This is a genomic window from Streptomyces sp. B5E4 (assembly GCF_039871555.1).
Lineage (GTDB): Bacteria > Actinomycetota > Actinomycetes > Streptomycetales > Streptomycetaceae > Streptomyces.
In genome coordinates, this window is the sequence record NZ_JBDPMI010000076.1 from 1 (window position 1) to 1,009 (window position 1,009).

General features: G+C 73.2%; 1 protein-coding gene. It reads left to right on the top strand.

All coding sequences use genetic code 11. The features are described from left to right. Nucleotides 1-1,009: polyketide synthase (locus ABGA99_RS36515; protein WP_347584284.1), on the top strand; the 1,009-nt coding region annotated here is incomplete at both ends.

A 1,009-nucleotide genomic window follows, 5' to 3' on the forward strand; every position in this document is an offset into this window, starting at 1 on the left:
TCGGGCTTGAGGGTCCGGCGGTGACGGTGGACACGGCGTGTTCGTCGTCGCTGGTGGCGCTGCATCTGGCGTGCCAGTCGGTGCGGAGCGGGGAGTCGACGCTCGCGCTGGCCGGCGGCGTGACGGTGATGTCCACGCCCAGCACGTTCGTGGAGTTCAGCCGGCAGCGCGGGCTCGCGCCTGACGGGCGCTGCAAGCCGTTCGCGGCCGGAGCCGACGGCACCGGCTGGTCGGAGGGCGTGGGGCTGCTGCTCGTGGAGCGGCTGTCGGACGCGCGCCGGAACGGGCACAAGGTGCTGGCCGTCGTACGCGGGTCCGCCGTGAACCAGGACGGTGCGTCCAACGGACTTACCGCGCCGAACGGTCCTTCGCAGCAACGGGTGATCCGGCAGGCGCTGGCCAATGCGGGGCTGTCGGCGTCGGACGTGGACGCGGTCGAGGCGCACGGCACGGGCACGACCCTGGGCGACCCGATCGAAGCGCAGGCGCTCCTCGACGTCTACGGCCAGGGCCGGGCCGAGAACGCGCCGCTGTGGCTGGGTGCGCTCAAGTCGAACCTCGGGCACACGCAGGCCGCGGCCGGTGTCGCCGGTGTGATCAAGATGGTGGAAGCCATGCGGCACGAGGTGCTGCCGCGGACGCTGCACGTGGATGAGCCCTCGTCGCACATCGACTGGACCGCGGGTGCGGTGGAGCTGCTGACCGAGCAGCGGCCGTGGCCGGTGGACGAGGCCCGGCCGCGGCGTGCGGGTGTGTCGTCGTTCGGCATCAGCGGCACGAACGCACACGTGATCATCGAGCAGGGACCGTCGGCGGAAGCGCGCGGGCCGGAGCTGTTGGAGTCGGTGCCGGGTCCGGTGGTGTGGCCCGTCTCCGGGCACTCGGCGGAGGCGCTGGCCGCGCAGGCGGGGCGGTTGCGGGCGTGGCTGAACGAGCGCCCGGAGACCGACGTGCACGCGGTGTCCGCGTCGCTGGTGCGTTCGCGTGCCGTCCTCGATCACCGGGCGGT